Genomic DNA, 24,731 nt, shown 5'->3' on the forward strand with positions numbered 1-24,731 from the left:
CTTGTCTGCGGTCACTGCGGCGCTGCGGCGGGTGCTGCCGCTGGCGCTGGAGCCGGCGCCGTTGCCGGCCCGGCCTGCGCCTGCAGCAGATTTCTTGCGGCGGTGCTGGCCGCGATCCGCCCTGCTGCCACGTCGGCCTGCAGTTGGGGCAGCAGCGCTCGCACCTGCGAATGCTGCCGGAAGGCCTGCTTGAGGCCGGAGTCGATGCGCTCCCACATCCAGGACAGGGCCTGGCGTTCGCGGCGCAGCGCCAGGCGCCCGTTGGCCTGCTGCAGGCGGCGAAATTCCTCCACCGCGCTCCAGAAGCCGTCAACGCCCTCTTGCTTGAGCGCGCTGATGGTGATGACCTGGGGCTGCCACAGGCGCTCGTCGTGGTGGGCGTGCTCGGGGTTGCCGTGCATGCCCAGCAGGCGCAGGCTGGAGGTGATCTGGGCCTGCGCGCGCGTGGCGGCATGGGGATCGATGTCGGCCTTGTTGATGACGACCAGGTCGGCCAGCTCCATCACGCCCTTCTTGATGGCCTGCAGGTCATCGCCCGCATTGGGCAGTTGCAGCAGGCAGAACATGTCGCACATGCCCTGCACGGCGATCTCGCTCTGGCCCACGCCCACGGTCTCGACGATGACCACATCGTAGCCAGCCGCCTCGCAGACCAGCATGGCCTCGCGGGTTTTCTCGGCCACGCCGCCCAGGGTGCCGCTGCTGGGGCTGGGGCGGATGTAGGCATCCAGGTTGACGGACAACTGCTCCATGCGCGTCTTGTCGCCGAGGATGGAGCCGCCCGACACGGTGGATGAGGGGTCGATGGCCAGCACCGCCACCCGCAGGCCGCGTGCGATGAGGAACAGGCCCAGCGTTTCGATGAAGGTGCTTTTGCCCACGCCCGGCACGCCGCTGATGCCCAGGCGGAAAGACCCGCCCGTATGCGGCAGCAGGGCCGTGAGCAGCACATCGGCCGCCGCACGGTGGTCGGCGCGCGTGGATTCCAGCAGGGTGATGGCCTTGGCCATGGCCCGGCGCTGAACGGCGGGGTTGCCGTTCAGGATGCCGTCTTGCATTTGCTCGGGAGTCACTGCGGCGGGCTCAGAGGCTGTTGGCCTGGCGGATCTGTTCGAGCACATCCTTGGCGCTGGCCGGTATGGGTGTGCCCGGGCCGTAGACGCCCTTGACGCCGGCGTTGTAGAGGAAGTCGTAGTCCTGCGCGGGAATCACGCCGCCCACGAAGACGATGATGTCGTCCGCGCCCTGGCGGCGCAGTTCCTCGATGATGGCCGGCACCAGGGTCTTGTGGCCGGCCGCCAGCGTGGACACGCCCACGGCGTGCACGTCGTTCTCGATGGCCTGGCGCGCGCATTCCTCGGGCGTCTGGAACAGCGGGCCCATGTCCACGTCGAAGCCCAGGTCGGCAAAGGCCGTGGCCACCACCTTGGCGCCGCGGTCATGGCCATCCTGGCCGAGCTTGGCGATCATCACGCGCGGGCGTCGGCCCAGCTGCTCGGACGATGCGTCGATCTCGCCCTTGAGCTTTTCCCAGCCCTCGGCCGAGTCGTAGGCTGCTGCATACACGCCGGTCACCTTCTGCGTATCGGCGCGGTGGCGCCCGAAAACCTTCTCCAGAGCATCCGAGACCTCGCCCACCGTGGCGCGCAGGCGCACGGCCTGGATGGCCAGGTCCAGCAGGTTGCCCTCGCCGCTTTCGGCGGCCTGGGTCAACGCCTGCAGGGCGGCCTCGACCTTGGCCGCATCGCGGCTGGCCTTGATCTGGTTCAGGCGTGCGATCTGGCTGTCGCGCACCTTGACGTTGTCCACCTCGAGGATGTCGATGGGATCTTCCTTGGCCAGCTTGTACTTGTTGACGCCAACGATGACATCCTTGCCCGAGTCGATGCGCGCCTGTTTCTCGGCGGCGGCGGCCTCGATCTTGAGCTTGGCCCAGCCCGAATCCACGGCGGCGGTCATGCCGCCCATGGCCTCGACCTCCTCGATGATCTTCCAGGCGGCGTCGGCCATGTCCTGGGTCAGCTTCTCCATCATGTAGCTGCCGGCCCAGGGGTCGATCACATTGGTGATGTGGGTCTCTTCCTGAATGATCAGCTGCGTGTTGCGCGCAATGCGGGCCGAGAACTCGGTGGGCAGCGCGATGGCTTCGTCAAAGCTGTTGGTGTGCAGGCTCTGCGTGCCGCCGAAGACGGCGGCCATGGCCTCGATGGTGGTGCGCACCACGTTGTTGTAGGGGTCCTGCTCGGTCAGCGACCAGCCGGAGGTCTGGCAGTGCGTGCGCAGCATCAGGCTCTTGGCCTTCTTGGCGCCGAAGCCCTTCATGATGCGGCACCACAGCAGGCGGGCCGCGCGCATCTTGGCGATTTCCAGGTAGAAATTCATGCCGATGGCCCAGAAGAAGGACAGCCGGCCCGCGAAATCGTCCACATCCATGCCCTTGGCCGTGGCGGTCTTGACGTACTCCTTGCCGTCGGCCAGCGTGAAGGCCAGTTCCAGCGCCTGGTTGGCGCCCGCCTCCTGCATGTGGTAGCCCGAGATCGAGATCGAGTTGAACTTGGGCATGTTCCTGCTCGTGTACTCGATGATGTCGCCGATGATGCGCATCGAAGGCTGGGGCGGGTAGATATAGGTGTTGCGGACCATGAACTCCTTGAGGATGTCGTTCTGTATGGTCCCCGACAGCTGGTCCTGGGCCACGCCCTGCTCCTCGGCCGCCACCACGTAGCCCGCCAGCACGGGCAGCACGGCGCCGTTCATGGTCATGGACACGCTGATCTTGTCCAGCGGGATCTGGTCGAACAGCACCTTCATGTCCTCGACCGAATCGATGGCCACGCCGGCCTTGCCCACGTCGCCCGTCACACGCGGATGGTCGCTGTCGTAGCCGCGGTGCGTGGCCAGGTCGAACGCCACCGACACGCCCTGCCCGCCGGCGGCCAGCGCCTTGCGGTAGAAGGCGTTGGACTCCTCGGCCGTGGAAAAGCCCGCGTACTGGCGAATGGTCCAGGGCCGGCCCGCGTACATGGTGGCCTGCGGGCCGCGGATGTAGGGCTCGAAGCCTGGCAGGCTATCCGTATGGGGCAGGTTGGCCGTGTCTGCCGCCGTGTACAGCGGCTTGACGTCGATGCCGTCGGGCGTGGTCCAGTGCAGTGCCTGGATGTCGCCCCCGGGAGCGGCCTTGGCGGCCGCCTGGGCCCATTTCTGCAGGTCGGCAGTTGCGAATTCCTGGCCGTTCTGCGCTGTCGGATGGTCTTGTCTCATGTTCTCAGGCTCGTGAATGACAGGTGCCCTTGAGGGCATGCCCCAGAGCTGCCGCAGTTTACATCATTCATAATTATTCATTCAAAATATCTTTGCCGATACAATCCGGGCCACATGTCGACAAACACCCTCACTCCCCGCGCTCTCTACGAACAGGTTGCAGAGAAGCTGCGCCTGCGCATCTTCGAGCACGAGCTGGCGCCCGGTGACTGGATTGACGAACTGAAGATTGCCGAGGAATACGGCATCAGCCGCACCCCGCTGCGCGAGGCCCTGAAGGTGCTGGCCGCCGAGGGCCTGGTCACCATGAAGGTGCGCCGTGGCGCCTATGTGACCGAGGTGTCGTCCAAGGACATTGCCGATGTCTATCACCTGCTGAGCCTGCTGGAATCCGATGCCGTTCAGGTGGTGGCCGAATCGGGCAGCGACGAAGAGCTTGCCGCCCTGCAGCAGACCCACGAGGAACTCAAGGCGCAGACGCGCGATGCAGACCGCTTCTTCGAACTCAACGAGAGCTTTCACATGCAGCTGCTGCAGATTGCCGACAACCGCTGGCGCAACCAGCTGGTGGCCGATCTGCGCAAGGTGATGAAGCTCAACCGCCACAAGTCGCTGTTCAAGCAGGGCCGCATCGAGGATTCGCTGGCCGAGCACGAGACCGTCATGCAGGCCCTGCTGCGCCGCGATGGCGCTGCAGCGGCCCAGGCCATGCGTCAGCATTTCCAGAACGGCCTGGCTGCGGCGTCCTGAAGCCTGCCGCTCGGCGCTCTTGCACAGCCGGCACCCTCTGGCGCGGCCATGACACGCAGGCGGCCGCCCCGTCTGGAATCGGGCCCGGTGTGCAACGGTGGCGATGTAGGCAGACATGCGGCTCCTGGTTGGTTTCAGAGTGGACACACGAAAACGCTGCAGTGCAGCATAAACGCGTGCGCCGCGCCCTCTCATGTCCGAAGCTGACGCCAGGGCCTGCGGAAAGCCCCGGCTATCATCAGCGGCTACATACACTTCGGCCCGCACCCTCCTCGCATGAGCATCCAAGACCCAGCCCGCGCCCCTTCCCTGGCCATGAGCCTGCCAGCCGACGCCAGCATGGACACGGCCTCCACCCTGGTGGAAATGCTGGCCCTGCGCGTGCAGCAGACGCCCGCAGGCGAGGCCTACCGGGCCTATGACGAGGATGCGCGCAGCTGGAAGACGCTGAACTGGGCACAGGCCGGCGAGCGCGTGGCCCTCTGGGCGCAGGCGCTGGCCGCGCAGGAGCTGCCGGCAGGATCGCGCATCGCCATCCTGCTGCCCAACGGTCTGGACGCCATGTCCATCGACCTGGCCAGCCTGCGCTGCGGCCATGTGCCCGTGCCGCTGCACGCCATAGACAACGCGGGTAGCATTGCCTACATCCTGGCCAACGCCCAGGTGTCCATGCTGTTCGTGGCACAGCAATCCACTTGGGACAAGATCTGCGCCACGGGCCAGGCCCTGCCTGCGCTGCGCAAGGTGGTCGTGGCGTCGGCCAAGCCGGCTTCCCGGGCCGCAGAGCCTGAAACCGAAGGCGATGCCGCCGCACTGGAGGCCCTGCGCCAGATCCCCGTGCAGCCGCTGGCCCAATGGCTGGCTGAAGGCGGCGCAGTCCCCTTGCCCCCGCCTCCCTCTGCCGAGGACCTGGCCGCCGTGGTCTACACCTCGGGCACCACGGGCAAGCCCAAGGGCGTGATGCTTACGCACCGCAACGTGGTCTCCAACGTACAGGCGGTGATGCAGCGGCTGCAGCCGCGCAGCGATGATGTTTTCCTCTCCTTCCTGCCGCTGTCGCACACCTTCGAGCGCACGGCTGGCTACTACCTGGCGCTGGCCGTGGGCGCCTGCGTGGCCTATGCGCGCTCGGTGGCCCAGCTGGCCGAGGATCTCAAGACCCAGCGCCCCACGGTGCTGGTGTCCGTGCCACGCATCTACGAGCGCGTGCACGCCAAGGTCATGGAGACCCTGGCCCGTGCACCGCTCAAGGCCCAGCTGTTCGAGCTGGCCCAGGCCAGGGGCTGGCAGCGATTTTGTGAAACACAAGGCATTGCCGATGCGCAAGCGCCCCAGCCCGACGTGCCGGGCTGGATGCAATGGCTGCCCTGGCCGGTGCTCAACCACCTGGTGGCCAAGCCGCTGCTGGCCCAGTTCGGTGGCCGCGTGCGCGTGGCCGTCAGTGGCGGCGCGCCGCTGTCGCCGACGATTGCGCGCTGTTTTCTGGGCCTGGGCCTGCCGCTGATCCAGGGCTATGGAATGACGGAAACCTCGCCCGTGGTCTGCGCCAACACGCTGGAGGACGACCACCCCGCCACCGTGGGCCGCGCCTTGCCCGGCGTGGAGGTGCGGATTGGCGAGAACCGGGAGCTGCAGGTGCGTGGCCCCTGCGTGATGCGCGGCTATTGGGAGCGCCCCGAAGACACCGCCAAGACCTTCACCGACGACGGCTGGCTGCGCACGGGCGACCAGGCGGTGATCGAGGACGGGCGCGTGCGCATACAGGGACGCATCAAGGAAATCATCGTCACCTCCACCGGCGAAAAGATTCCACCGGCCGACCTGGAGCTGGCCATTACCGGCGACCCGTTCTTCACCCAGGTCTTTGTCGTGGGCGAAGACCGCCCTTTCATCGCTGCCGTGGCCGTCATCGAACGCGGCGAATGGCAGGCCATGGCCCAGCGCCTGGGCCTGGATCCCGAAGACCCCAAGAGCCTGAACCACTCCGCCGCCGAACGCGAGGCACTGGAACGCATCGAAAAGCAGGTGGCCAGCTTTGCCCGCTATGCCGTGCCACGCGCCGTGCATCTGGAGCTGGAGCCCTGGACCATAGAAAACGGGCTGATGACGCCCACCCTCAAGCTCAAGCGCAACAACCTCATGACCCGGTTCGAGTCGCAGATCGCCGCCATGTACAGCAAGCCTGCCGAGCGCTGGCAAGGCCGCAACAGCGCGGGTTGACTCCCTGTTCCTGGCAAGCAGCCGCCGCTCAAAACGGCGGCTTTTTCTATTTTTGATATTGATTCAATTCATGTAAGTTACATTAAATCCATATCAAAAAGAGGAAGAGCGCACTGCGCACGCTCTTCCTGGGTCTGCGTCAAGCAGCTGCCAGTGTCAGGCCGGGGCTCGCCATGCCGATCTCCTTCACCGAGCTGATCTGGAACGTGGCCACCGCCTGTGCCAGCACCCGCGCCTGCCGTTCCAGGCTGGCTGCAGCGGCTGCCGACTCTTCCACCAAGGCGGCATTCTGTTGCGTGACCTGGTCCATCTGGGAGACGGCCTGGGTGATCTGCCCCAGGCCACCGCTTTGCTCCACGCTGGAGGCAGAGATGGCCTCGATCAGCGACGCCACCTCGCTCACCTGGGCTTCAATGGCATCCATGGCCTTGCCTGCTTCCCGGACCTGGTTGCCGCCTGTTCGCACCTTGTCGGTGGATGCCGTGATCAGTGCCTTGATCTCCCGCGCCGCTGCGGCGCTGCGCTGGGCCAGGGAGCGCACTTCCCCGGCCACCACGGCAAAGCCCCTGCCCTGCTCGCCAGCCCGCGCGGCCTCCACCGCTGCATTGAGCGCCAGGATATTGGTCTGGAAGGCAATGGAGTCGATCACGCCCGTGATCTCGGCAATCTTTCCGCTGCTGGCCGAGATTTCGTCCATGGTGCCGATGACCCTGGCGACCGCGCCGCCGCCCACGCCGGCCACCTCCTTGGCACGCACGGCCAGGGCGCTGGCCTGCCGCGCGTTCTCGGAACTCTGGCCCACGTTGCCGGCCAGCTGCTCCATGGACGCCGCCGTTTCCTGCAGGCTGGAGGCCTGGTGCTCGGTGCGGCTGCTCAAATCCTGGTTGCCGGCAGCGATCTGGCTGGAGGCCGTGGTCACCGACTCCACGCCGCGCCGCACATCGCCAACGATGTTTGCCAGCGACTCGCGCATGGCGCTCATGGAGCGCAGCAGGTCGCCGACCTCGTCACGCCCAGTGGCCTGGATTTCCGAAGCCAGGTCGCCCTGCTCGATGTGCCGGGCCACTTCCACGGCCGACTTCAAGGGCACCGTGATGGAGCGCGTGACCATGTAGCCCAGGGCCACGGCCAGGATGACGGCAGCCGCCACAAAGCCGTAGATCAGCATCTGCGACCGTGCAAAAACCTCCCTGGAGTCCCCATAGACATCCTCCGACGTCTTGAGCTGCAGCTCGACCAGCTCGCCGATCTTGGCGCTGATGGGGTCGATGCTGGCATACAGCGCGCCGTCGAACTCATCCAGGCTGCCGGCCTTCTTGCCGTCCAGCTGCTTGAGGCGCTGCAGCAGTTTGTCGATGCTCTGGTTGGCCGGCGCGAACAGTGCCTGGGCCTGCTTGGCCAGCACGGCCTCCTGCGCTGTGAGCTGGGTGGACGAGTAGCTGCGCCAGGCGGCCTCGATCGCGGGCAGCGTGCCCGAGATGCTGGCCGATGCCTCCTGCGCCGTGATCAGGCCCGCATTGGCTTTATTGACCGTGTCTATGACGTCGACGGCATAGGCATCCGCAATCTGCTTGAGCTGCTTGAGTGGAACCACACGGTCCTGGTACAGGGTCTCCGTGCCCGAAAACACATGGCCCAGCGCCCTTGCGCCGACGCCCCCTACGGCCATCAGGCAGACCAGCAGGACAAGAAAGACGGCTGTAAGCCGGGTACCTATACGCACATCGCTGAGTTTTTTCATCGCAGAACCTCTGGCCCAGTGCTGCCGTCGGTATAGGCCATCGCTATCGCATCCAGGCAGTCACATTAGCTGCCTTATCGGTAGCGGTGGCCGATTTCTTGAGAGACAAAACTCAATAAGTTCCGCGAGATGTGTAAAGACACCCGCCACAGTGCGGATGCCTCGCCCCTGCCCTCAACCCCGTTGCCAGGCCAACCCATCCAAGGCACGGCCAATACATTCATGTAAGTTACATTGATATCATCAAAAATATGGCCCGTGAAAGCACGAGCCATGTCCATTCAGACGTAGACGTCGACCACGCCACCCAGTCCGGGCGCCTTGTTGCTCTTCGGCTGGGACGGCGACTTGGCTTCGGCCGCCTGCTGCTGCTCGCGCTGCTTGTCGATCTGGGCTTGCTGCCTGGCGCGCATGAGCGCCTCGATCTGGCTTTGCACCATCATGATCTGCGACTGCAGCAGCTTGGCCTTCGTCTGCTTGGCCTTGGCGTCGATGTTCTCGGAAGACACTTCCTTGAGCGCCTGCTGTAGCTCCTTGAGCTTGCGCTGCAACGCAACGATGTCATTGCCGCCGGAGGATGAAGCGGCTCCCGAGGCGGAAGCCGATGTGGAGGATGAGACTTGCATGCCCCGTACATCGACCACCGGCGCACGAACTGAAGGCCAAAAACACGCCCGCCCCGCCAGTAGTCACCCCAGCATATGCCGCAGCGCTGCCGCCGATGCAATGCCGACCAGCACCGTCGGCAGAATGGGCAGCCGGCTCGCGGCCACCATCGTCACCACCAGGGCCAGCAGATCGGCCGGCCGCTCGGACACAAACGCCGGGGCAATCACCGAGATCAGCACGCAGCCCGGCAGGCTTTCCATCACGTACTGCATTCGCGGGCTCAGCGTGCGCCCGCGCAGCAGCAGGTAGCCGATCACCCGCGTGAAATACGTGCTGCACGCCATGAGCACCAGCGTCAGCAAGGTTGTGGCTTCCATCGCTCAGCTCCTGGGCGCCAGCAAGGCCGCGCAGACCAGGCCCGAGACGGCGCCGGCCGCCACATACCAGGCGCCAGGCACCAGCTTGTAGACCAGGGCCGCCGTCACCAGGCTCACCAGCCAGGGCCGGCAAGGCCTGACGCCCTTCCACATGCCGCGCAGCAGCACCAGAAACACGGCGGTGAACGCCATGTCGAAGCCGTACTGCTCCAGGTCGCCAATGCGCGGTCCCAGAAACGCACCGGCCGCCGTGCACGACACCCAGGCCATGTACAGGCCCGCCGACACGCCCATGTAGTAAGGCAGACTCACGCGCCGGGCGGCACTGCGCTGCGCGTCTGCCAGGGCCAGCGCCCAGCTTTCATCGCACATGAAGAACAGGGCCGGCAGCGCACGGCGCCTGGGCAGATGGCGCAGATAGGGCGCCAGCGCCGCACCCATAAGGATGTGCCGGCAATTGACCAGGAAAGACATGGCGACGATCAGCAGAACATGCGGCGGCGACGTCCACAGCCGTATGGCCGTGAACTCCGAGCCGCCGCCGAAGTTCATCCCGGTCATGAGAGGAACTTCCAGCGGTGCCAGCCCCTTTTGCACGGCCTGGGCGCCCAGCACCAGGGCAAAGGGCACGAAGCCCAGCATCACGGGAATCGCATCCCTGAAGCCGCGAAAGGCCTCGGAACTGCGGGAGACGGAATCTGCCGAAACGGCAGCGGGGGAAAGTGGAATGGATGAAGACATGGAGAGCGGCGATTGTCGGCCTGCGCCGCTGGAATTTGCTGCTGATTCATGCTTCCACCAGCCATTTCACGGACGTTTATGCCGATTTATTCGAGTAACTTGAAATAATCTTCCGCACAAGCGCTGCACAAGCGCCGCTCAACCCATCTCCATGGCTGGCGGCGCTCCTCGGACGGCCGCGCCTGCCCTCCTGACATTTCACGAAACCCAACAGCCATTGGCTCCCACCATGCTGCAGTGCGTCGCAAACGGCTGTGCCGGCCAGGGCGGCGGCGGGACCATGAAGCCCTCATCACTTCGCTTCACCTGAAAGGTTCCCCATGCGCACTTCCGACTTCACCCGCTTCATCACCCTGACCGCCCTCAGCCTGGGCCTGGCCGGCACAGCCCTCGCCCAGGACGCCGCGCCCTCCTCCACTGCTGCCCCCACCGACCTCAGCCGCGCCCAGGTGCTGGCCGACCTGGAAATGTGGCATCGCGCCGGACTCACCTATGTCTCGGACCGCGAGATCGATATCCGCTCCACCGAATACCAGCGCGGCCTGGAGCGTTACCAGCAGCTGCGCGCCAGCCCCGCCTACCGGGAGGCCGTGACCAGACTGGAGAAAGGGCATGCGGTGGCTCAAGACAAGTGAGCGTTGGGGTGACACGAGGCGCGAGATACTGTGCAGTTTCCGCACCTGCGAGCATCGCCCCTCACTACATGAATATCCGCATAGTCAACGGCGACCTTCTGGACCAGGACGTTGAAGTCATCGTCAACTCATGGAATAGAAACATCATTCCCTGGTGGCTGTTGATCCCCCAAGGCGTGTCCGGCGCAATCAAGCGCAAGGGTGGACTGCAGCCATTCCTGGAGGTTGCGCGGGCCGGCCCCATTCCTCTGGGCGATGCCGTCCTGACATCTGCCGGCAGACTGCCTTTCAAAGGCATCATCCATGTGGCGGGCATCAATCTTCTTTGGAGGGCGTCAGAACTCTCCATTGAGAGGTCCATCCACTCGGCCCTTCAACTCGTCAACGATCACGGCTTCAAATCCGTAGCATTTCCCCTCATCGGTTGCGGATCTGGAGGCTTCAATGAAGATACTGCCATCCGCATCATGAAGAACACCATTGCCCAAGTCGAAACGAGGGCAGCGGTTGTGCTGGTCGTTTTTGGCAAGGCACGATAGTTGTTGTAACAGTCAAAGCCCGGATATCGCAGGTCGACCTTCACCGCCTGCGCATAGCTGGGTCCGCTGACCGTCTGGCCGTAGCCACGGTCGCCCGTGGTGAGACGCACTTCTCCAAACCCCGAGATCAGCCATTGCCAGGCCACCTGCCCCTGCTGGTTGGTCAGGCGCCTGGGGGTGTTCAGGTGGTCCGTGTGGATGGCGTACAGGCGGCCGTTGATCTCTGCCGCAATGGGCATGGGGCCGCTGGCCGTGGGCAGGTAGATGATTTCCGTGCTATCGCTCTGGCCTATGAGTGTGTTGTGCAGATCTTCATGAATGAAATCATATCCTTGACTGCAAGATCAATCAGTTGGATCAAAATATAATCCGAAACCTTCCTGAAAATAGGAGACCACCTGCTCTGCATCACTTCGGGATGGCATCACAAGATCCGAAAGAGAAATACTTAAATCCCCGGCATCCGATGGCAACGGAATTATTGCAACTTGCCCAATACACAAATATCCATCCCAATGAGAAAATGGTGATATCTCAGTTTTCCTAAGTGGAAAAATAAATGTAAACGACATACCGGGAACTGGGCTGGCATGGGATTCTATTTTTCCCGAAATTTGTCCAAATGATTCACCGGAAGCCAAAAATATACCAAAGTCAATATTGAAAATCATTTAAATGGCCTGTTAGGTATATATATAGTCTGAGCCAAGATTTTCTCTTGACTCATATCGCATGACAATTTTTCACCAAGACCAATCATAGCATTTATATTTCCAATTCCCCAGCCAAGTCAGTTGCATGGGTTCCCCAGCCAATAGTTCCGAACAAGCCACTGGGATCCAATTCCATATTTTTCTTCTTGGTCATAGCCATTCCAATTGCGATTCTCACTGCATTCTTTAAGGATCCGCATGGGTCTGGATTACCATTGCAATGACGATCCCACTGCCGTTCTTCCAGCCTCGTCATGTCCGAAGGCCTTGGCACCCCCATATTCTCCGTAATTCCACCGTTACCCCAGGACCATGGTGGATTCGAAGGATTTTCATAGCCAGGAATTGGATGAATAACATTCGAACAGTGCATAACCAGTCCGAGCCAACGGCACTGGGGCATTAAACCCACTGGATCACTAGCCCCCAACGGGTCTCCCCCTACATACCCAAACCGATTCCACCCACCCTCCAACCCGATCGGGTCCGCCTGCATATACCGACCCGTCGCCGCATCGTAGTACCTGTGCAGGTTGTACGACAGCCCCGTCTCTTCATCAAACACCTGCCCCGGATACCGCAGGTCGAACTTCACCGCCTGCGCATAGCTGGGGCCGCTGACCGTCTGGCCGTAGCCACGGTCGCCCGTGGTGGGACGCACTTCCCCGAACCCCGAGATCAGCCATTGCCAGGCCACCTGTCCCTGCTGGTTGGTCAGCCGCCTGGGGGTGTTCAGGTGGTCCGTGTGGATGGCGTACAGGCGGCCGTTGATTTCTGCCGCAATGGGCATGGGGCCGCTGGCCGTGGGCAGGTAGATGATTTCCGTGCTGTCGCTCTGGCCTGCGGGCGCTGCGCTATTGGCGCTGCGCTGGTTGGCGTACTGGCCCAGCACGGTGCTGCCTATGCCGTCTTCGGCATACAGGGCTTGGTTGGTGAGGAGCGGCCGTGTTCCCGAAGGGCGGCGGTATCCAAGTTGGAGATTCAACTCGAGTACTCCACGGCTATCGCAGCTGACGTAGGCTACAGATTTTTTTGAAAGATTCAATCAGGGTTAATTGATGATTTTTCTTCTTTCTCCAATTTTTTCCGCTTTTTTGATTGATGATGCAGCATCGAAAGATGCCCAAATAGAGCCAAAGAGAAATGCAAGGCAACAACACAAATCAGCCCCATCAGACTCGCACCCCACCAAGGCCAAGCAGGCGAAAATATTCTATAAATCCAAATTCCAAAAAACAAATATAAACAGCCATAGAAAATAGTAAATCCCGTCATCTAATCACCTCCGGCAGCTGCACTGCTCTCCATCACTTGTCAACGTCGAAGACAAGCCTGCACCACCAATAATTCTTGGAAATAACCATCTAAATAAAGGCGTAGGTCCCGTACCAAATGTTGATCCAAGCCCCAAACCAATTCCTCCAATTTCAGGGGTTAATGCCCGCCGCCATCCAATATCTGCAACTAATGATGCACCACGAGCAACTGGGTCTAGTGATGAGTATTTCGCGTAGGATGCCGTGGTTTTTTGACCTATTTCATAAAGCAATTTCTCCCGAAGACTGAGATTAAGCCACGCAACATCAGCCTCAGCTCCTAGCATGTACCAGTTCGCAGCAGAGGAACACGAGGGAGTTAAGGCAGAACCAGCCAAACCTACTGTCGAAGGTGAAAGTGCAGCTGCTATTGCCGGCATGGTGACAAGCCTAGTCCACGCACCTGCCTGCACAGCTTGATCGAGAGTGGTTTTGTGCTTTGCACCTTCAAACGTCGTTAGGTCAAGAAATACCAATCCTTCGGGATCAATGAAATTCAATGGATTTCCACTCACATACCCAAACCGATTCCACCCACCCTCCAACCCGATCGGGTCCGCCTGCATATACCGACCCGTCGCCGCATCGTAGTACCTGTGCAGGTTGTACGACAGCCCCGTCTCTTCATCAAACACCTGCCCCGGATACCACAGGTCGAACTTCACCGCCTGCGCATAGCTGGGGCCGCTGACCGTCTGGCCGTAGCCACGGTCGCCCGTGGTGGGACGCACTTCCCCAAACCCCGAGATCAGCCATTGCCAGGCCACCTGTCCCTGCTGGTTGGTCAGGCGCCTGGGAGTGTTCAGGTGGTCCGTGTGGATGGCGTACAGGCGGCCGTTGATTTCTGCCGCAATGGGCATGGGGCCAGCTGGCCGTAGGCAAGCAGATGATCTCGGTGCTGTCGGACGCGTTAAGACCGCAAAGCCTCCCACTTCATAGCCCTCCTGTGCTTGGCAGCAAACCTGACTTGATTACCTACTTGAATTTCGATTACGCCAAGTTATACATTTCGAACGCTACTTGCAAGAGGCAGATGCTGCAATACCACAATCTTCCTCGAGAATAAATATTGGAGCCACTATATCTTTCATCTTCATCATGACAATTCCAAATTTCTTCGAGTAGAAATATTCCATTCCTGTTTTTTCATGAGTCACTTTATAAGAATCTATTTTCTTTCCAAGAAGTCTCAGCGGAACAGGCATTTTTATTAATTTATATTTTTCATCACCCTTCTCCCAAACCATTTCCTCACCCTTAATAAATTTTGGGACGGAGAACTTCAAAAAATCAGAAGAGAAACAGAAAAACTCATCATCAACCTCACAGAATTTTATTTTCCCCAAATAAAGATGAGATTTTATTTCCCCAGTTTCTTTCGAAATGGATATCGCTTGCTCATAGCTCCCAGGAGGAGAGTATGTCCAATCGTCAGAGTTTGCAAAAACCGGAAAACAGATAGCGAATGATATAAAAATAATTAACGCCGCATACTTCCGCATGTGCATTTCCCCTTAAAAAGCTCCAAAGCGTATGAATCAGCATCAATTTCAACAGCCAAACCTCCAGTGGTCCCATTTAATCTATGCTTCAAATACTCTGAACCGCTTGGACTAAGTATGCGATTCCCCTTCATCAAATGGCGGAATTCATGCAAAAACAACGCATAAGGATCTTCTCTACTCTTCTCAAAAGGATTTATAAAGTTACTTGTTAGCCCAAAATAGTCAGATGTGAAATTTGTGTGAAAATTATCTACATCCGTTGTAGGACTTCCACGCCTGCCATCAGTACCAACCGTCCATTTATCAAAATATGATTTCAAGTAAGAACTATCAGAAGAACAAAGTGAATCTATCTTATCTTCCAATTTTCTTCCGTATTCACGCAACTGCTTCACCCACGGAGGTGGAGGAGTTGCAAAGCTCTCTCCCTGCCACATTACCTTGAACAATCCTTGTGGATCACCATAGCTCAATGGGTTTCCATCAACATACCCAAACCGATTCCACCCACCCTCCAACCCGATCGGGTCAGCCTGGATGTATCTCCCCGTCGCCGCATCGTAGTACCGATGCAGGTTGTACGACAGCCCCGTCTCTTCATCAAACACCTGACCCGGATACCGCAGGTCGAACTTCACTGCCTGCGCATAGCTGGGGCCGCTGACCGTCTGGCCGTAGCCACGGTCGCCCGTGGTGGGACGCACTTCCCCAAACCCCGAGATCAGCCACTGCCAGGCCACCTGCCCCTGCTGGTTGGTCAGGCGCCTTGGAGTGTTCAGGTGGTCCGTGTGGATGGCGTACAGGCGGCCGTTGATTTCTGCCGCAATGGGCATGGGGCCGCTGGCCGTGGGCAGGTAGATGATTTCCGTGCTGTCGCTCTGGCCTGCGGGCGCTGCGCTATTGGCGCTGCGCTGGTTGGCGTACTGGCCCAGCACGGTGCTGCCTATGCCGTCTTCGGCATACAGGGTCTGCAGCGTGGCCGGTTGACCTGCGCCCCGGGCATCGCTCTTGAACACGCGCTGGCCCAGGGCGTTGTAGACGTAGCTGACCGCTCGTGCGTCGGCAGCGTCCGCGTATTCGCCGGCCTTGGCGATGCGGCCGTCCGCGCCGTAGTGCAGGTGGTTGTCTCCTTTCTTGACCAGGGCGCCCGCAGCGTCGTAGCTGAAGGTCACGTTGCTGTTCTGCGCCGCGCTTCCCGGGCGCTGCAGCGTCTGGGCATAGCTTTGCAGGCGGTTGGTGCCCGCAGCCGTCTGGTAGTTGCGCTGCAGCGTGGACGTGCCCGATGCCAGGGCATTGCTGTAGTGCACCTGGGTGCGGTTGCCATTGGCGTCCCAGGCATAGCCGGAGGCGCTCAGCTCGATGGTGTCGGCCAGGCTCCAGCCCGTGGGTAGTGTGAGGCCCGCAGGGGCGCTGTGCGCGCTGGCCGTCAGGCGTCCCACGGCGTCGTAGCTGAAGGCGCTGGACAGCTTGGCCTGCTGGGCTGCGGCCGTACCCGGCAGCATGTGCTGCTGCTGGATCAGGCTGATGCGGCCCGCAGCATCCCAGGTCAGGTTCAGCAGTTGGCTGCTGGCCAGTTGGCCTGCCGTGTTGTAGCTGCGCTGCTCGGCCAGGGTGGCCGTGGCGCCGGGCTGCTGCGCAAAGCCCGTCCATCGCCAGGCCGTGGGCTGCCCCAGCGGGCTCCAGGCCAGGCCGGTGACCAGGGGCTGGCCGTTCCACTGCAGGCCCGTGATCTGGCCTGTGCTGTCATACAGGTAGGTGGCCTGCTTGCCGCTGGGGTAGGTGATGCTTTGCAGTTCTCCGCCTCCGCCCTGCCCGGCAGGTACATAGGAGTGGATCAGCGACTTGGTGTCGCCATTGGCAAGGATCTGGCTCTTGCGCAGCACCCGGCCCAGGATGTCGCGCTGGTACTGGGTGGTGACGCCGGGGTCCTGGATTTCGCTGAGGTGGCCCGTGCTGGCCTTGGGGGCGCCAGGGCCGTTGTAGGTGGTGCCGGGCAGGTCGTAGCGCAGCGTGGAGGTTGCGGTGCTGCCGTACTGGAGTTGGGTGGGACGGCCCAGGGCGTCGCGCTGCACGGCGAGGGTGCGGCCTGCGGCATCCTTGGCGGTGGCGATCAGGCCCAGGGCGTCGTAGGTGGTGGTGCTGTTGCCAGCGTCGGGGGTGGTTTCGGCCTTGGCATTGCCCAGGGCGTCGCGGGTGTAGGTGGTGGTGACGCCTTTGAAGTCCTGGGCGGAGGTGACTGCATCCAGGGCGTTGTATGACAGCGATGCGCTGGCGTTGTCTTCGTTGGTGATAGCGCCGACTCGCCGCAAGGGGTCAAGACCTATGCTGGTGCCACGGCTTGACCCGTTGGCCGGCCGTACACTGCTGATCAGGTCGCCATTGGCGTCATAGCCAAATTCTGTCACCACTTCGCCGATAGTGAGGCGTTGAATACGGTTGAGACTATTGATGGTGCGTTTCACCACCCACGCTGGTTGATTTCCGGCATCTCGAACAATTTCATCCAAGCGATTTCCCATATTATCCAGGATGTATGAAGCAGAGTTACCGCGATTATCATTCCAGCCAATCAAGCGTTGGGCATTGTCATATATATAGCTGACCTGATGCCCATTGGAAGCGGTCAAACCTTGCATCTGTCCGGACGGAAGATACCTATACAGCGATACTTCACCATCACGTTGCAGACGAATGAGGCGCCCGCGCAAATCATACTCAAAGCTGCTAGCCAGCCCCGTAGTGGCAGTATGCGATTGCAGTCGACCTCCAGCCCCATGAATAAAATGATCCAAATGCCCTAAAGCATTTTTCGTGCTCGAAAGATTCCCGAAACCATCGTAGGCAAAGCTGGAGGTAGCACCGTTAGGGGCGGTTTCCGAGGCCACCAGGCCAGACGCAGCATAAGACCACTGCCAGCGTGAAGCAGAGTTGTCGGCTGCGCCCACATCTCCGACGGCCAAACTCAATAGACGTCCCTTCGCGTCGTAGGTGTAGCTGGCCTGGCGCCCCGACTCAACTATCCTCGAAGGCAAGCTCCATTGAGGATGCCATTCCATGTTGGCAGTACGTTCCTGAGGCGTTCCTACCGCCTCTGTAACACTCGTCAGTAGGCGTCGCCCATGATCCCAGCCAAATGTTTTCTTAGCACCCTTGAAGTCGGTCTCCGATCCACGCAATCCAGAAGAGCCTTGAATACGACTGGCAGCATCTATTTCCCCACTCACACCCGGCGCACTACTGGAAGTGACTTCCAGAACACCAAAAGCATTTTTATACCTATAGAAACGTTGACGCCCCAACGGATCTATCACCTGAGTTTCCCCATAATCTTGCGAAGGATATCCAATTTGATATTTAGCCACCCCATTCGCACGCTCAGTGTGTATCACTTGCCCATCTGCATTGTATTTAAATGTGGACAATCTATTATTATTTTCGTCAGTAACACCGGTCAAAAAATGAGGATATCTAAGATCCTCATATTTATAGCCTATTGTTGATCCATCTTTGTAAATTACCTTCTGCAAATTACCCATGGCATCATACTCAAATCCAACTTCGCGCACGCCATCGACGTCGATATCCTGGAGCTTGCCCTGTGAGCCATAAACAAAGTTGAGCCTTTTACCAAAGCCATTGCGTACTTCGGCGATTCTATCGCCTGCATCATACTCATACTCAAAAAACCAGCCATTTCGCCGCTCATGCCTTAGAAGCTTTCCTGATTCATCAAAATTTCTTATATCTCCATTCTGCAAATCATTCAAAATCCAGCCATGACCCATCTGTGTCAGACTACTTGATCCATTTCTTGCCACCCACGCCCCATTGACCCAATCAAACCAAAGATAGCTGCCATCACCAAAGTTAATTTGGGCCTTTTTCGAAATGCCTTGCGAATTCTTTACATGCTCAAGTCTTACCGCGTAGGAATGAGACCATCCCGCCCCCATCTGCGATTCATTCTGCCGCCGGCGATGCAGGTAGGTCCTCTCGATGGATAGTGGATTCACCCCTGCATCAAAGTAATCAACCTCGTTCATGTACTTTTGAGCAATCGGCAAAATAACAGGATACGGGGTTTTGTATCCACTGATGCGACACATGCTTTCCATATCAACCGAAGCAGCTTCACAACGGTTATTCAGCTCAATGCTTCCGTAGTTACAATCGCAGGTTCCATAACTATTACTTTTGGAATTTTCAGGACAAAATCTAATAATACTCATTTCCACATAATTATATTGATTATATATATCACTCCCCCTTTTTGAACGAACCCAACCCCAGCACTCAGCCGCATCACCAACCTCGATCACTTTATGATTTATGAAGTTGTAGTCATCCAGTGGATCTCCGGCTCGCATTGCCGCATAGTCGGCGCAGTAACCCTCAGGGTCGCATAATCTTTTGCAGCGCCCAAATTATTCAACCATCCTCTATAAAAGAAGCTACGAGGAACTGCTGCAGACACCGAGTCAATAAATGTCAGAAAACACAGAAAAAACACGGAAATCTTGACGAATGACGAAATTTTCACTATTCCCCCAAAAATAATAAACAAAGTCAATAAATCAGGATCAACGCGATCCAATCAAGCACTGTGATTTTCTTATGCCGCGTCAGCCGGAAGTTGAGCGAATGCTCTGGTTCGCGCTCATCTTACAGAGCACCTGCACTCCATCACCACACCAACAGCGACAGAGTTCCCGAAACTTCACTTTAAAGAGAACTACTGCCGTCTTCCCGAGGAAGGAGTGCATCGCTTCGATAGCCACGCTCCGCAATGAGAGAGCCTGTCCCCCGTGCTCCGCAACAAGGTCTCCACCGCTATAACGACTGCATGCCCCCGATAACCCTGATACCGTCCCCGGCACCCTCGCGTCACACGGTCAACCGGTGTTTCTGCAATAATTGCCGCAACAATCATTGCGCAGTCAATTATTTCATCCGCAGACACCATGACCCAGCCTCCCCTGCCCAACGGCCTGCAGCCCTCGGACTTCTACAGCCCAGGCAGCTACACGCCCTTCGAGAGCGTGGGGTTCCTCATGCGCAAGGTGCTCAGCTCCATCCTCCAGCAGGCCGATGCGCAGTTGGCCGAGCATGAGCTGACCTATGTGCAGTGGCTGCCGCTGTACAAGCTGCTGCTGTGCAGCGACGCCACCAATGCCGGCATGGCGCGTGACCTGGGGCTGGATCCGGCCTCCATCACGCGGGCGCTGGACCGGCTCGAATCCAAGGGCATGCTGCGGCGCGAGCGCTCCACGGTGGACCGGCGCGTGGTCAAGCTGGTGCTGACCGATGAAGGCCGCGCCATGGCGGCCAAGGTGCCGCAGGTGCTGTCCAGCGTGATGAATGCCCATATGGCCGGCTTCAGCCATGACGAGTCCCGCCAGCTGCTGGACATGCTGCGCCGCCTGCTGGCCAACGGCGATGCGATGCGCGCGCCGGAGGCTGCGCCGCCGGCCCCTGCGCCTGCCACGCCCGCGGCCTGACAGCGCCAGCCCCCTTTTCCGCCCCGGTTTCCGATTTCCTGATTCTTGACCCCCAACAGGCAGACCACCATGCCCAAATCCTTTGTTTCCGTGTCCGCCGCGCCCCGCCGCGTGGCCGCCGCAGCGGCCACCCTGTGCGCCGCGCTGGCCCTGGCCGGTTGTGCTTCCCAGGGCCCGGCCCATGAGCCGCTGGCCCGGCTGGGCGCCTCCGACCTGGGTCTGACGGCCCAGTCCGAGACAGGCGCCAATACCAGCCTGCCCGCCGCCGATTGGTGGAAGTCCCTGGGCGATGCCCAGTTGGACGGCCTGATCGCCCAGGCACTGCAGGGCAGCCCCAGCCTGGCCATGAGCCGCGCCCGCTTCGACAAGGCGGCCGCCCTGGCCACGGCGACCAGCACGGCCACCGATGTACGCGGCACGCTCGGCGCCGACGCCACGCGCCAGCACTACAGCGCCAACGGCCTGGTGCCCGCACCCATTGCCGGCCATACCTACAACACCGGCAACCTGCAGGCCGGCCTGAGCTGGACACCGGATTTCTTTGGCCGCCATGCCGCCGACCTGCAGGCCGCCCTGGGCCAGGCCCGCGCCGCCCAGGCCGACAGCGCCGCCGCCGCCAACCAGCTGGCGGCCCAGGTGGCGCGCAGCTATGTGGCGCTGGCTCGCCTGATTGCCCAAAAGGATGTGGCTGGCCGTACGCTGACCCAGCGCCAGTCGCTGCTGGACCTGAGCCAGCAGCGCACGCGCGCCGGGCTGGACAGCCAGGTGGAGCTGACCCAGGCCCAGGCCGGCCTGCCCGATGCCGGCACCCAGATCGAAATGCTGGACGAGCAGATCACGCTGGCGCGCCGCACCATCGCCGTGCTCTGCGGGCAGGCGCCCGAGGCGCAGCTGCAGCTGTCGCCCCGTCTGGCCGCGCTGCAGATCCACGCTGTGCCCGGCCAGTTGGGTGCCGACCTGCTGGGCCGCCGCCCCGATGTGGTGGCCGCGCGCTGGCGCGTGGAGTCCGCAACGCAGGGCATAGAGAGCGCGCGGGCGGATTTCTACCCCGATATCAATCTCACGGCCTTCATCGGCCTCAATGCCATCGGCCTGGACAACCTGTTCAAGGGCAGCTCGCGCCAGATGGGCATCACGCCCGCGCTGCGCCTGCCCCTGTTCGACGGCAAGCGCCTGCGCGCCCAGTTGCGCGGCACGCAGGCCGACCTGGACACCGCCATTGCCCAGTACAACGGCGTGGTGCTCGATGCGGTCAAGGAAGCGGGCGACGCCATCACTTCCGTGCAATCGCTGGTGCGCCAACAGCAGCTGCAGGCCGAGTCGCTGGAGAAGGCCGAACGCGCCTACGACTTTGCCGTGCAGCGCTACAAGGCGGGCCTGGCCAGCCAGGTGACGGTGCTGAACACCGAAACCCAGGTGATCACCCAGCGCCGCCTGGACGTGGACCTGCGCGCCCGCGCGCTGGACACGCGCGTGTCGCTGATGAAGGCGCTGGGCGGCGGCTGGACCGATGGCACGGCTGCCGTGCAGGTCAGCCAGCACTGAGATCGCAACCCGCACAGGAATCCACCGCACTCTTGACCCTCCACCGGGCAGACCGCCAGCCAGCGTGACAGACCGCCAGCTCCCTGCCCCGGCCGCACAACCACATTCACAGATAACAAAGCGCCGTACACCATGACCGACACCAACAAGCAAGCACCCAGCCCTGCCGCCGCACCGGCCGCAGCCTCGCCCGTGGCCAATCCGCAGGGCCGCCGCAAGGGCCTGACCCTCATCGCCGCCGCCGTCGCGGTGGCCGCCGTCGCCTGGGGCGGCTGGCACTGGATGGTGGCGCGCAACTACCAGACCACAGACAACGCCTATGTGGCGGGCAACGTGGTGCAGATCACGCCGCAGATCGGCGGCACGGTGATCAGCATCGGCGCCGACGACACCGACTACGTCAAGCCCGGCCAGCTGCTGGTGCAGCTGGACTCGGCCGATGCCCTGGTTGCCCTGTCCCAAGCCGAGTCGCAACTGGCCCAGACCGTGCGCCAGGTGCGCACCTTGTATGCCAACAACGCGCCCCTGGTGGCCCAGGTGGCCCAGCGCGAGGCCGACCTGGCCCGCCTGCAGGCCGATGCCGCCCGCGCCCGCGAGGACGTGGACCGCCGCCGCCCGCTGCTGGCCACGGGCGCCGTGGGCAAGGAAGAGTTCGACCATGCCCAGTCCCTGGCCCGCACGGCAGGCAATGCCGCCTCTGCAGCAGAAGCCGCCGTGCGCGCCGCCAAGGCGCAGCTGACCGCTGCCGAAGCCCAGACCAAGGGCAGCAGCGCCGAAGAGCACCCCAGCGTGATCGCCGCTTCCGCCAAGGTGCGCGAGGCCTATCTGGCGCTGCAGCGCACGCGCCTGGTCTCTCCCGTGGAAGGCTATGTGGCCAAGCGCGGCGTGCAACTGGGCCAACGCGTGGCCTCGGGCGCGCCGCTGATGACCGTGGTGGGCCTGCACAACCTCTGGGTGGATGCCAACTTCAAGGAAAGCCAGCTGGCCCAGCTGCGCATAGGCCAGAAGACCGAGCTGACGGCCGATGTGTACGGCGACAAGATCAGCTACCACGGCACCGTGGTGGGCATGGGCGCAGGAACCGGCGCGGCCTTCTCGCTGCTGCCCGCGCAAAACGCCACCGGCAACTGGATCAAGGTGGTGCAGCGCGTGCCCGTGCGCATTGCGCTGTCGCCGGAAGACCTGGCCCAGCACCCGCTGCGCGTGGGCCTGTCGATGGAGGCCAAGGTGGACGTGCGCGACCAGCAGGGTGAAGTGCTGGCAACCGCCACGCGCAATGCCCCCGTGGCCCAGACCTCCATCTACGACATGGCATTGCCCCAGGCCGAGGAACGCATCGCCCACATCGTGGCAGGCCAGAACGTGGCGCCGCTCAAGCAATTGCCCGAGCTGCCGCCCGTCGCCATGGCCGATGCGCAAGACAGGTCACAGGGCAAGGCGCCAGCCGCAGTGGCCTCCGCGCCGGTTGACGCGCAGGCCACGCAGTCCAAGTAAGCAGGCATCGCTTCCCCGCCTTCCCAGAACCTACGCGGACTGCCTATGACTTCCTCTACCACCGCCGTGCCGGAGCCGGCGCAGCCGGGCGGGCCGACCGTGCCGCCTGCCGCGCCACCCTCGGCACCGCCTGCCATGCCCGCACGGCCAGCACCGCTCAAGGGCGCCCAGCTGGCCCTGGGCACGCTGGCCCTGTCGCTGGCCACCTTCATGAACGTGCTGGACTCGTCCATTGCCAACGTCGCCATTCCGGCGATCTCGGGCGACGTGGGCGTCAGCCCCAGCCAGGGCACCTGGGTGATCACCAGCTTTGGCGTGGCCAATGCCATCTCGGTGCCGCTCACGGGCTGGCTCACGCAGCGCTTCGGCGCCGTGCGCTTGTTCACCATGAGCGTGCTGCTGTTCGTGCTGACCTCCTGGCTGTGCGGCTTTGCCTCGTCGCTGGAGATGCTGGTGCTGTTCCGCGTGCTCCAGGGGCTGGTCGCCGGGCCCATGATCCCGCTGTCGCAGACACTGCTGCTGTCCAGCTACCCGCCGGCCAAGGCCGGGGTGGCGCTGGCGCTGTGGGGGATGACCACCCTGGTGGCGCCCGTGGTCGGGCCGCTGCTGGGGGGCTGGATCACGGACAACATCTCCTGGCCCTGGATCTTCTACATCAACGTGCCCGTGGGCCTGCTGTCGGCCCTGATGACCTGGAGCATCTACCGCAGCCGCGAGACCCCCACGCGCAAGCTGCCCATCGACTCCGTGGGCCTGGCCCTGCTGGTGCTGTGGGTGGGCGCGCTGCAGCTGATGCTGGACAAGGGCAAGGAGCTGGACTGGTTCGCCTCGGGCGAGATCGTCACGCTGTGCGTGCTGGCCATCGTGAGCTTCGTGGTCTTCCTGGTCTGGGAGCTGACGGATGCGCACCCGGTGGTGGACCTGCGCCTGTTCATGCGCCGCAATTTCGCGGCGGGCTCGGTGGCACTGTCGATTGCCTACGGCCTGTTCTTCGGCAACGTGGTGCTGCTGCCGCTGTGGCTGCAGCAGTGGATGGGCTATACCTCCACCACGGCCGGCATGGCGCTGGCGCCGGTGGGCATCTTCGCCATCATCCTGACGCCGCTGGTGGGCCGCAAGGTCACGCAGTGGGACCCGCGCAAGATGGCCACGGGCGCCTTCGTGGTGTTCGCCCTGGTGCTGTGGATGCGCTCGCGCTTCACGGTGGAGACGGACTTCATGCACATCCTGGTGCCCACGCTGATCCAGGGCGGGGCCATGGCGTTCTTCTTCATCCCGCTGACGACGATCACGCTGTCGGGCATCTCGCCGGACCGTATCCCGGCCGCCGCCGGCCTGAGCAACTTCGTGCGCATCACGGCGGGTGCCATGGGCACCTCCATCGCCACCACGCTCTGGGAAAACCGCGCCGCGCTGCACCACGCCCATCTGACCGAAGGGCTCATCCAGGGCCAGGGCGTGTTCGGCGTCACCCTGCAGGGGCTGCAGGCCGCAGGCCTGAGCCAGGCGCAGGCGCTGGCCCAGATCAACCGGCTCATCGACCAGCAGGCCTATACGCGGGCGGCGGACGACATCTTCCTGGCGTCATCCGTGCTGTTCCTGGTGCTGATCGTGCTGATCTGGATGACCAGGCGCCCTGCGGGCCATGCCGGTGGTGCCGAGGCGGCCGGCGCCCATTGAGGCCCAGCTTGCGGCCATCACGACAAGGAGCTGCCTGCAGGGGCAGCTCCTTTTTTGTTTACATGACGACACGCAAGGCGCCTTGAATCGGGCCGCCAAGACCACCA

Annotated in this window: 20 protein-coding genes and 1 pseudogene; 8 read left to right on the top strand and 13 right to left on the bottom strand. The window is 61.8% G+C overall.

Annotated features, from left to right (window positions below):
- Positions 1-11 precede the first annotated feature (11 nt).
- Together meaB and scpA are read right to left on the bottom strand one after the other, a co-directional pair.
- Complete coding sequence (meaB, locus tag A4F85_RS07205) at positions 12-1,058, bottom strand: methylmalonyl Co-A mutase-associated GTPase MeaB (RefSeq protein ID WP_063326166.1); 1,047 nt, start codon at positions 1,056-1,058, stop codon at positions 12-14.
- A gap of 25 nt (positions 1,059-1,083) precedes the next feature.
- The gene (gene scpA / locus A4F85_RS07210) at positions 1,084-3,261 is read right to left on the bottom strand and encodes a methylmalonyl-CoA mutase (RefSeq protein WP_013802440.1); all 2,178 of its coding nucleotides are present in this window, start codon (positions 3,259-3,261) and stop codon (positions 1,084-1,086) included.
- 114 nt (positions 3,262-3,375) lie between these two features.
- Between scpA and A4F85_RS07215 the strand changes: the two genes are divergently transcribed.
- Together A4F85_RS07215 and A4F85_RS07220 are read left to right on the top strand one after the other, a co-directional pair.
- Complete coding sequence (locus A4F85_RS07215) at positions 3,376-4,011, top strand: GntR family transcriptional regulator (protein ID WP_012205578.1); 636 nt, start codon at positions 3,376-3,378, stop codon at positions 4,009-4,011.
- Between the two features lie 276 nt (positions 4,012-4,287).
- Positions 4,288-6,231 (top strand): AMP-dependent synthetase/ligase, encoded by a 1,944-nt coding sequence (locus A4F85_RS07220; RefSeq protein WP_063326167.1) that lies wholly within the window; start codon positions 4,288-4,290, stop codon positions 6,229-6,231.
- Positions 6,232-6,370: 139 nt separating this feature from the next.
- Here A4F85_RS07220 and A4F85_RS07225 read toward each other — a convergent pair whose 3' ends face one another.
- The 4 genes from A4F85_RS07225 to A4F85_RS07240 form a co-directional block, all read right to left on the bottom strand.
- Positions 6,371-7,972, bottom strand: coding sequence for a methyl-accepting chemotaxis protein (locus A4F85_RS07225; protein WP_063326168.1), 1,602 nt, complete (start codon positions 7,970-7,972; stop codon positions 6,371-6,373).
- Between the two features lie 281 nt (positions 7,973-8,253).
- Positions 8,254-8,598: a FlxA-like family protein gene (locus A4F85_RS07230; protein WP_012205575.1), complete on the bottom strand. Its 345-nt coding sequence runs from the start codon at positions 8,596-8,598 to the stop codon at positions 8,254-8,256.
- A 63-nt stretch (positions 8,599-8,661) separates the two neighbouring features.
- On the bottom strand, positions 8,662-8,958 hold the full coding sequence (locus A4F85_RS07235; RefSeq protein ID WP_063326169.1) for an AzlD family protein: 297 nt from the start codon (positions 8,956-8,958) through the stop codon (positions 8,662-8,664).
- A gap of 3 nt (positions 8,959-8,961) precedes the next feature.
- The gene (locus A4F85_RS07240; RefSeq protein WP_063326170.1) at positions 8,962-9,699 is read right to left on the bottom strand and encodes an AzlC family ABC transporter permease; all 738 of its coding nucleotides are present in this window, start codon (positions 9,697-9,699) and stop codon (positions 8,962-8,964) included.
- Between the two features lie 320 nt (positions 9,700-10,019).
- On the opposite strand from A4F85_RS07240, the gene A4F85_RS07245 reads away from it, so the two are divergent.
- Positions 10,020-10,334, top strand: a complete 315-nt coding sequence (locus A4F85_RS07245) for a DUF4148 domain-containing protein (protein ID WP_063326171.1) — start codon at positions 10,020-10,022, stop codon at positions 10,332-10,334.
- A 68-nt stretch (positions 10,335-10,402) separates the two neighbouring features.
- Positions 10,403-10,873: a macro domain-containing protein gene (locus tag A4F85_RS07250; RefSeq protein WP_046987974.1), complete on the top strand. Its 471-nt coding sequence runs from the start codon at positions 10,403-10,405 to the stop codon at positions 10,871-10,873.
- A gap of 119 nt (positions 10,874-10,992) precedes the next feature.
- Here the strand turns inward: A4F85_RS07250 and A4F85_RS31400 are convergent.
- The 7 genes and pseudogenes from A4F85_RS31400 to A4F85_RS30465 all read right to left on the bottom strand — a co-directional run.
- Positions 10,993-11,112: pseudogene (locus A4F85_RS31400) on the bottom strand (RHS domain-containing protein); the annotation flags it as partial.
- Positions 11,113-11,217: 105 nt separating this feature from the next.
- A complete protein-coding gene (locus A4F85_RS30450) occupies positions 11,218-11,544 on the bottom strand; it encodes a hypothetical protein (RefSeq protein WP_156516983.1) in 327 nt (108 codons plus the stop codon).
- A 94-nt stretch (positions 11,545-11,638) separates the two neighbouring features.
- On the bottom strand, positions 11,639-12,571 hold the full coding sequence (locus tag A4F85_RS29440; protein ID WP_156516984.1) for an RHS repeat domain-containing protein: 933 nt from the start codon (positions 12,569-12,571) through the stop codon (positions 11,639-11,641).
- A gap of 56 nt (positions 12,572-12,627) precedes the next feature.
- Positions 12,628-12,861, bottom strand: a complete 234-nt coding sequence (locus tag A4F85_RS30455) for a hypothetical protein (RefSeq protein ID WP_128422733.1) — start codon at positions 12,859-12,861, stop codon at positions 12,628-12,630.
- 4 nt (positions 12,862-12,865) lie between these two features.
- Positions 12,866-13,762: an RHS repeat-associated core domain-containing protein gene (locus A4F85_RS29445; RefSeq protein WP_082848155.1), complete on the bottom strand. Its 897-nt coding sequence runs from the start codon at positions 13,760-13,762 to the stop codon at positions 12,866-12,868.
- Positions 13,763-13,918: 156 nt separating this feature from the next.
- A complete protein-coding gene (locus tag A4F85_RS30460) occupies positions 13,919-14,404 on the bottom strand; it encodes a hypothetical protein (RefSeq protein WP_156516985.1) in 486 nt (161 codons plus the stop codon).
- The gene (locus tag A4F85_RS30465; RefSeq protein WP_231890606.1) at positions 14,383-18,636 is read right to left on the bottom strand and encodes an RHS repeat-associated core domain-containing protein; all 4,254 of its coding nucleotides are present in this window, start codon (positions 18,634-18,636) and stop codon (positions 14,383-14,385) included. Before A4F85_RS30465 ends, A4F85_RS30460 begins: the two co-directional genes overlap by 22 nt.
- 732 nt (positions 18,637-19,368) lie before the next feature.
- On the opposite strand from A4F85_RS30465, the gene A4F85_RS07260 reads away from it, so the two are divergent.
- The 4 genes from A4F85_RS07260 to A4F85_RS07275 all read left to right on the top strand — a co-directional run bounded on the left by A4F85_RS07260 (position 19,369) and on the right by A4F85_RS07275 (position 24,624).
- Positions 19,369-19,905 carry a MarR family winged helix-turn-helix transcriptional regulator gene (locus A4F85_RS07260; RefSeq protein ID WP_013802445.1) on the top strand — a complete coding sequence of 179 codons (537 nt, stop codon included), beginning with the start codon at positions 19,369-19,371 and terminating at the stop codon, positions 19,903-19,905.
- 69 nt (positions 19,906-19,974) lie between these two features.
- Complete coding sequence (locus A4F85_RS07265; RefSeq protein WP_063327905.1) at positions 19,975-21,450, top strand: efflux transporter outer membrane subunit; 1,476 nt, start codon at positions 19,975-19,977, stop codon at positions 21,448-21,450.
- Between the two features lie 132 nt (positions 21,451-21,582).
- Complete coding sequence (locus A4F85_RS07270) at positions 21,583-22,944, top strand: HlyD family secretion protein (protein WP_063326173.1); 1,362 nt, start codon at positions 21,583-21,585, stop codon at positions 22,942-22,944.
- A gap of 45 nt (positions 22,945-22,989) precedes the next feature.
- Positions 22,990-24,624, top strand: coding sequence for a DHA2 family efflux MFS transporter permease subunit (locus A4F85_RS07275; RefSeq protein WP_013802448.1), 1,635 nt, complete (start codon positions 22,990-22,992; stop codon positions 24,622-24,624).
- The last annotated feature ends 107 nt before the right edge of the window (positions 24,625-24,731 follow it).

Origin of the sequence: Delftia sp. GW456-R20, from assembly GCF_001622915.1 — a bacterium.
GTDB classification, from domain to species: domain Bacteria; phylum Pseudomonadota; class Gammaproteobacteria; order Burkholderiales; family Burkholderiaceae_C; genus Comamonas; species Comamonas acidovorans.

What these genes read in the sequence shown, in the direction of transcription:
- meaB (WP_063326166.1), bottom strand. Translation starts at nt 1,058, where the DNA reads ATGCAAGACGGCATCCTGAACGGCAACCCCGCCGTTCAGCGCCGGGCC.
- A4F85_RS07265 (WP_063327905.1), top strand. Translation starts at nt 19,975, where the DNA reads ATGCCCAAATCCTTTGTTTCCGTGTCCGCCGCGCCCCGCCGCGTGGCC.
- A4F85_RS07260 (WP_013802445.1), top strand. Translation starts at nt 19,369, where the DNA reads ATGACCCAGCCTCCCCTGCCCAACGGCCTGCAGCCCTCGGACTTCTAC.
- A4F85_RS07250 (WP_046987974.1), top strand. Translation starts at nt 10,403, where the DNA reads ATGAATATCCGCATAGTCAACGGCGACCTTCTGGACCAGGACGTTGAA.
- A4F85_RS07225 (WP_063326168.1), bottom strand. Translation starts at nt 7,972, where the DNA reads ATGAAAAAACTCAGCGATGTGCGTATAGGTACCCGGCTTACAGCCGTC.
- A4F85_RS07270 (WP_063326173.1), top strand. Translation starts at nt 21,583, where the DNA reads ATGACCGACACCAACAAGCAAGCACCCAGCCCTGCCGCCGCACCGGCC.
- A4F85_RS07245 (WP_063326171.1), top strand. Translation starts at nt 10,020, where the DNA reads ATGCGCACTTCCGACTTCACCCGCTTCATCACCCTGACCGCCCTCAGC.
- A4F85_RS07240 (WP_063326170.1), bottom strand. Translation starts at nt 9,699, where the DNA reads ATGTCTTCATCCATTCCACTTTCCCCCGCTGCCGTTTCGGCAGATTCC.
- scpA (WP_013802440.1), bottom strand. Translation starts at nt 3,261, where the DNA reads ATGAGACAAGACCATCCGACAGCGCAGAACGGCCAGGAATTCGCAACT.
- A4F85_RS07215 (WP_012205578.1), top strand. Translation starts at nt 3,376, where the DNA reads ATGTCGACAAACACCCTCACTCCCCGCGCTCTCTACGAACAGGTTGCA.
- A4F85_RS07235 (WP_063326169.1), bottom strand. Translation starts at nt 8,958, where the DNA reads ATGGAAGCCACAACCTTGCTGACGCTGGTGCTCATGGCGTGCAGCACG.
- A4F85_RS30455 (WP_128422733.1), bottom strand. Translation starts at nt 12,861, where the DNA reads ATGACGGGATTTACTATTTTCTATGGCTGTTTATATTTGTTTTTTGGA.
- A4F85_RS30450 (WP_156516983.1), bottom strand. Translation starts at nt 11,544, where the DNA reads ATGATTTTCAATATTGACTTTGGTATATTTTTGGCTTCCGGTGAATCA.
- A4F85_RS30465 (WP_231890606.1), bottom strand. Translation starts at nt 18,636, where the DNA reads ATGAGTATTATTAGATTTTGTCCTGAAAATTCCAAAAGTAATAGTTAT.
- A4F85_RS07275 (WP_013802448.1), top strand. Translation starts at nt 22,990, where the DNA reads ATGACTTCCTCTACCACCGCCGTGCCGGAGCCGGCGCAGCCGGGCGGG.
- A4F85_RS07230 (WP_012205575.1), bottom strand. Translation starts at nt 8,598, where the DNA reads ATGCAAGTCTCATCCTCCACATCGGCTTCCGCCTCGGGAGCCGCTTCA.
- A4F85_RS07220 (WP_063326167.1), top strand. Translation starts at nt 4,288, where the DNA reads ATGAGCATCCAAGACCCAGCCCGCGCCCCTTCCCTGGCCATGAGCCTG.
- A4F85_RS30460 (WP_156516985.1), bottom strand. Translation starts at nt 14,404, where the DNA reads ATGCGGAAGTATGCGGCGTTAATTATTTTTATATCATTCGCTATCTGT.
- A4F85_RS29445 (WP_082848155.1), bottom strand. Translation starts at nt 13,762, where the DNA reads ATGCCCATTGCGGCAGAAATCAACGGCCGCCTGTACGCCATCCACACG.